The following is a 5,588-nucleotide window of genomic DNA, read 5'->3' as shown; positions in this document are numbered from 1 at the left end:
GTGCTGTCGTGGACGATCCGCTACCGGCTGCGCACGTCGTTCTCGCGCACGGGCAAGACCGCCACCTCTCGAATTGCGGCGCCACGGGGGATCGCGAATAGCGGGCCGGCAGCCGAGGGCGACGAGGTTCTACACGATCAGAACCTACTCGAAGGAATAAGTGAAACCTTCCTTGGAGGCGCCGACGGTGACTTTGGTCATCTTTTCGCCCTCGAGCGACCGGTTAAGCACGCCGCGGCTCAGTTCCGGCAGCAGCGTGTTGGTCAGGATGGCATCGATCATCCGCCCGCCGGATTCGATCTCGGTGCAGCGGGCCTTGACCAGATCCATGACACCGTCGCCGATCACCAGTTCCGCATCGTTGGTTGCCCGCAACCGGCGAGCGATCTTGGCGAACTGGTGGCCAGTGATCGCTTCGATCATCGAATCAGAGAGCGGATAGTAAGGAATGGTCACCACCCGGCCAAGGAAGGCAGCCGGGAAGACCTTCAGCAATGGGCTGCGCAAGGCGGTATCCAGATCGTCGAGCCCGGTCCGCAGCGTGCCATTCCTTGTGCGGTCCATGATAACTTCGGAGCCGACATTCGAGGTGAGCAGGATCAGGGTGTTCTTGAAATCGATCCGGCGGCCCTCGCTGTCGTCCATCATGCCCTTGTCGAAGACCTGGAAGAAGATTTCGTGGACGTCGGGATGCGCCTTCTCGACCTCGTCGAGCAGGATCACCGAATAGGGTTTTCTGCGCACCGCTTCGGTCAGGATGCCGCCCTTGCCGTAGCCGACATAGCCGGGCGGTGCGCCCTTCAGTGTCGAGACGGTGTGCGCCTCCTGGAACTCGGACATGTTGATGGAGATCAGGTTCTGCTCGCCACCGTAAAGCGTTTCGGCCAGCGCCAATGCCGTTTCGGTCTTGCCGACGCCCGAGGGGCCGCAAAGCAGGAAGACCCCGACCGGCTTTTCAGGCGCGCCAAGCCCGGCGCGGCTGGTCTGCACGCGTTTGGCGATCATCTCCATGGCGTGATCTTGCCCCACAACCCGTTCCGAAAGCGTGGCGGCGAGCTTGAGCGCCTTTTCGGTCTGGCTGGACAGCATCCGTCCGGTCGGGATCCCGGTCCAGTCCTGGACCACGGCGGCCACTGCATTGCGGTCAACCGAGGGCAGAATCAGCGGTGTCTCGCCTTGTGCCGCTGCCAATTCGGCCATCAGTGCGCGCAATCGGGCGAGATCGGCGGCAGGATCGGCAGCGGCCTGTGTCTCCGCGTCCGTCTGGGCGGCCTTGGGCGGCTCAGTCTCTGACGACTCCGCTACCTTGGTCTTTTCTGCGTTCGCCGCTGCCGGTTCGGCATCGGCCCCAACGGTGGCCGCATCGAGCGCCACACCCTCGCCGCGCAGCCTGGCGCGCAGTTCGAGTATCTCGGCGACGAGCACCTTTTCACGATCCCAACGCTGCTGCGCCGCAGCCAGGGTGATCTCACTTTCGGCAAGCCCGGTGTCGACGCGCGCCTGCCGTTCAGCCACCTCGATGCCGATCGCGGCCTCGCGCCCGATGATGCCGCGCTCGACCTCCAGAGCCTGGCGGCGGCGCATGATGTCCTCGACCTCGGCTGGCGTAGCATGCTGCGATATGGCGACACGGGCGCAGGCGGTGTCGAGGAGGCTCACCGCCTTGTCAGGCAGTTGCCGTGCCGGGATGTAGCGATGCGACAGGCCGACTGCTGCCTCGATCGCCTCGTCGAGTATCTGCACCTTGTGGTGCTGCTCCAGAACCCCTGCCACACCGCGCAACATCAGAACGGCCACCGCCTCAGACGGCTCGTCAATCTTGACCACCTGGAAACGGCGGGTCAGCGCCGGGTCTTTCTCGATGTGCTGCTTATATTCGGCCCAGGTCGTTGCGGCGATGGTGCGAAGTTCGCCCCGTGCCAGCGCCGGCTTCAAGAGATTGGCGGCATCACCGGTTCCGGCAGCACCGCCGGCGCCAATCAAGGTGTGGGCCTCGTCGATGAACAGGATGACCGGCGTTTCGGACGATTGAACCTCGTCGATCACAGCCTTCAGCCGTTTTTCGAATTCGCCCTTCACGCTGGCGCCCGCCTGCATCAATCCGACATCGAGCATGCGCACGCTGACGCCTTGCAGCGTGGGCGGCACATCGCCCTGAGCGATACGCAAGGCAAAGCCCTCAACGACCGCCGTCTTGCCGACCCCGGCCTCGCCGGTCAGGATCGGGTTGTTTTGCCGACGCCGCATCAGGATGTCGACTATCTGCCGGATCTCCGGATCGCGGCCGACGACCGGATCGATCTTGCCCTCGCGGGCGCGTTGGGTCAGATCGGTGGCGAATTTCGCCAAGGCCGAATCTCCGCCCATGGTCCGCTTCGGCGTTTCAGCCGCGGGAACCGCGATGGCTGCGCCGCCTTCGAGCGAACCTTCCACGACATCGGCGAACCGCGCGACAACCGCATCGGCGTCGATCTTGTCGAACTCGCCGCTGATCTTCGACAGCAGGCCTTCCAGAACCGGGGTTTTCAGGCAGGAAAGCAGAATATGGGCGCTGCGGACTTCCTCGACGCCGAACTCCAGCGTCGCGAGGTTCCAGGCTTCCTGGATTGCATGAAAGATATGATCGGAGAATTCCTCGATCGAGGTTGCGCCATAGGGCAACTTGTCGACGGCACGGGTCATATCTGCCGTGAGCCGGCTGGCATCCAGTCCCGCATCGGCGATTATCATTTGCACATCGGAGCGGTCGGAAAGCACCAGCTGCTCGATGAAGTGAACGAGTTCGACGTAAGGATTGCCGCGCAGCTTGGCGCTATCGGCCGCGGCCTTGAAGGCGCGCACCCCGACAGGATCAAGCTTGCCGACCAGTTCCTTACGCTTGAAGCTCTGCGACGACCGGCGCTGTTCCATCGAACGTGCTCCTGCAATCTGCCAGCCGATAAACTGCCACAGATGCCGCCACTTGACAAAGTGCGTTGTGGACGAGGCCTCAATGCCTGGTTCAGCCAGCTTCCTCGTATTGTGGAAGTCTTGCACCACCGGCTGCAAACAACAGCGGAATTGCGCGCCCTGCGCGATGCATTTCTCATACGGATTGACAATTGCGCCACGGAGTTCGGTACTCATGGCGGTGTTCAGCTTCTGTTAATTTTGGAGCACTCGTTGAATTGTGGTAAAGTGCACCGGTGTGATAACGTAAGGTCACATAAGGTTTGAGGGCCTTCGCTGGGGGTTGGTGTGATTGATCTCGCACTCTGGCTTTCTTCGCTAGACGGTGAGAATCCGTCCGGGGAAGATTTGCGCAACGACCCGGCTTTCCATGAGTTGGAGCGCCTGACCGAAGCCCAACTCAAGGTCGTCCACGACGGCAACAATAAGGCCGGCTCGCAAAGCACGATTCCAGTCGACTGGCCCGCTGTGCTCGCAAAGGCGGAGGAATTGCGCGCGCATGGCAGGGACTTGCGCCTGCTTGTCATCGTCACGCGCGCGCTGGCCAATGAAGACGGGCTGGCCGGATTGGCGCAAGGTCTGACGCTGATCGCGCAGACCTTCGATCAGCATTGGGACACCATGCATCCGGCTATGCGGCCCAACGCTTCGCCGCGCGATGCCGCCTTGCGCCGTATCAACGCGCTGATCGACCTGCAGAATGGTCAGGACGGGTTGTTGGCGAATCTGCGGCAAATGACGTTCTTCGCGCCGCGCGCAATCGGCCCGGTTCAGGGCAAGGACCTGGAGAAGGGTGCGCTCGACGATCGCGTCATGCTCCAGGAAGCCGCCTCGGGGCTGAATGCGGCGGAAAAAGCGCAGCTGGTCAGTGCGCACGGACAACTCTTGAATCGGGTGCGTGCCGCATGTGCGGCACAGATCGATCAGGCCAATGCGGAGATGGTCCAGCTCATCGCCGACGCCCGGGCGACGATCACGGCACTGGATGCGCTCGAGACTGCGCTCAACGCTCGTCTCGAGGGCAGCGGCACTCCCGTTCCGGACTTAAAACGGTTCCTGCAGCGTTTGCTGACGACACTTGAACGGAATTCAGCGGCCGGCGCGGTGACGAATGGCGCAGCCACGCAGGCGGTGCCGACGGAACTGGCAACGCCTGCTCGAAACGGTCATGGAGCCGATGCTATGGCAAGTATGGCAAGCTATGCGGACTCGAGCACGGGACTCCCCGACCGGATCTCCTCGCGCGACGACGTGGTGAAATGCCTCGACCTGGTCGTCGCCTTCTATGACCGTACCGAACCGTCGAGCCCAATTCCGCACCTGGCTCGGCGGGTCCGTCGGATGGTGCACATGGATTTCGTTGAACTGATGGAAGATCTCGCCCCTTCGGGGCTGAAGGAGTTCAGGCTGCTGGCCGGCGTTCCCGATGCCAAGAAGACGGCTCAGAAGGATGAAAGGTAACAACACATGCCAGCCGAAAGCAAAGCCAAGGTCATCGAACGAAATCGCGCGCCGCGGGTGCAGATCGCCTACGATGTGGAAACCTACGGCAGCCCGACGACGATCGAACTGCCGTTTGTCATGGGCGTGATGGCCGACCTTGCCGGTGCTTCGCAAACCAAGGAAGCGTCAAAGTCGGTGCTGGACCGCTCCTTTGTCGAGACCGACGCGAACCGCTTCCCAAAATTCATGGAGGCGCTCGGCCCCCGCGTCAAAGCGCGGGTGAAGAACACGCTGCCGCAGGCCGAGGGCCAGGAGCGTGACGAGGAACTGGCGCTCGATCTTACATTTTCCAAGATGGGTGATTTCGCCCCCGACAAGATTGCCGAGCAAGTTCCGCAACTGGCCGAGATCCTCAAGATGCGTCGACAACTCGAGGAATTGCTCGGCTTCATGGATGGCCGTGTCGATGCTGAAAAGCGCATCGCGCAGCTTCTGAACAACGAACCGCTTCTTGGCAAGATTGCCAGCCAGGCGCTGGCCGACGACGACAAGGTTGGGGAATGATCATGGCCGAACAGCAAAAGACCGCCTCAGTCGCCGCGGAGGCCGAAGCCATAAACCTCGATGAATTCAGCGGACTCCTCGAAAAAGATTTCAAGGTCAAGAAGGACGACAGCGAGAAGCTGCAACAGCTCGTGCGCAATCTCGCGCTCGCGGCGCAGTCCCGTTCCGACACCACGACCATCTCTTCCAATGCCATCAAATCGATCAAGTCGCTGATCGCCGGCATTGACAAGATGCTGACGACACAGGTCAACGAAATCCTGCACGCGCCGGAAGTGCGTGAGATGGAAGGCACATGGCGAGGGCTGTGGTATCTCGTCAACAACACCGAGACGGATCAGAAGCTGAAGATCCGGGTGATGAACATCTCCAAAGAGCAGCTGGCCGATACGCTTGAAGACTATGAAGGTCAGATGTGGGACCAGAGCCCGATCTTCAAGAAAGTCTACACAGACGAGTATTCGATGCTTGGCGGCGAACCAATCGGCTGCGTGATCGGCGCCTACGAGTTCTCCAATCACCCACGTGACGTCGGCCTGCTGCGCAACATCTCCGGCATCTGCGCTTCCGCGCATACGCCGTTTATCGCGGCCGCTTCGCCGCGCCTATTTCGCATGGACAGCTGGCAGGAA

At 61.6% G+C, this 5,588-nt stretch carries 4 protein-coding genes; 3 read left to right on the top strand and 1 reads right to left on the bottom strand.

Going from position 1 to position 5,588, the window contains the following annotated elements:
- Positions 1-144: 144 nt before the first annotated feature.
- Positions 145-2,910, bottom strand: coding sequence for a type VI secretion system ATPase TssH (gene tssH / locus EN943_RS34435; RefSeq protein ID WP_013525311.1), 2,766 nt, complete (start codon positions 2,908-2,910; stop codon positions 145-147).
- A 327-nt stretch (positions 2,911-3,237) separates the two neighbouring features.
- Here tssH and tssA point away from each other — a divergent pair, with 327 nt between their 5' ends.
- The 3 genes from tssA to EN943_RS34420 all read left to right on the top strand — a co-directional run.
- Positions 3,238-4,410 carry a type VI secretion system protein TssA gene (gene tssA, locus EN943_RS34430; RefSeq protein WP_013525310.1) on the top strand — a complete coding sequence of 391 codons (1,173 nt, stop codon included), beginning with the start codon at positions 3,238-3,240 and terminating at the stop codon, positions 4,408-4,410.
- Between the two features lie 6 nt (positions 4,411-4,416).
- A complete protein-coding gene (tssB, locus tag EN943_RS34425) occupies positions 4,417-4,956 on the top strand; it encodes a type VI secretion system contractile sheath small subunit (protein WP_013525309.1) in 540 nt (179 codons plus the stop codon).
- A gap of 2 nt (positions 4,957-4,958) precedes the next feature.
- A partial coding sequence (locus EN943_RS34420; protein WP_206522865.1) for a type VI secretion system contractile sheath large subunit occupies positions 4,959-5,588 on the top strand: 630 nt, incomplete at its 3' end.

This window comes from Mesorhizobium sp. M7A.F.Ca.US.006.01.1.1 (genome assembly GCF_003997935.1).
In the GTDB taxonomy this organism is placed as follows: domain Bacteria; phylum Pseudomonadota; class Alphaproteobacteria; order Rhizobiales; family Rhizobiaceae; genus Mesorhizobium.
Note: the sequence above shows the minus strand (reverse complement) of the source record. Positions and strands in the feature narration are given on the sequence as shown.

Excerpts from the sequence above, each read along its gene's own strand:
- tssH (WP_013525311.1), bottom strand. The coding sequence starts at position 2,910 with ATGGAACAGCGCCGGTCGTCGCAGAGCTTCAAGCGTAAGGAACTGGTC.
- tssB (WP_013525309.1), top strand. The coding sequence starts at position 4,417 with ATGCCAGCCGAAAGCAAAGCCAAGGTCATCGAACGAAATCGCGCGCCG.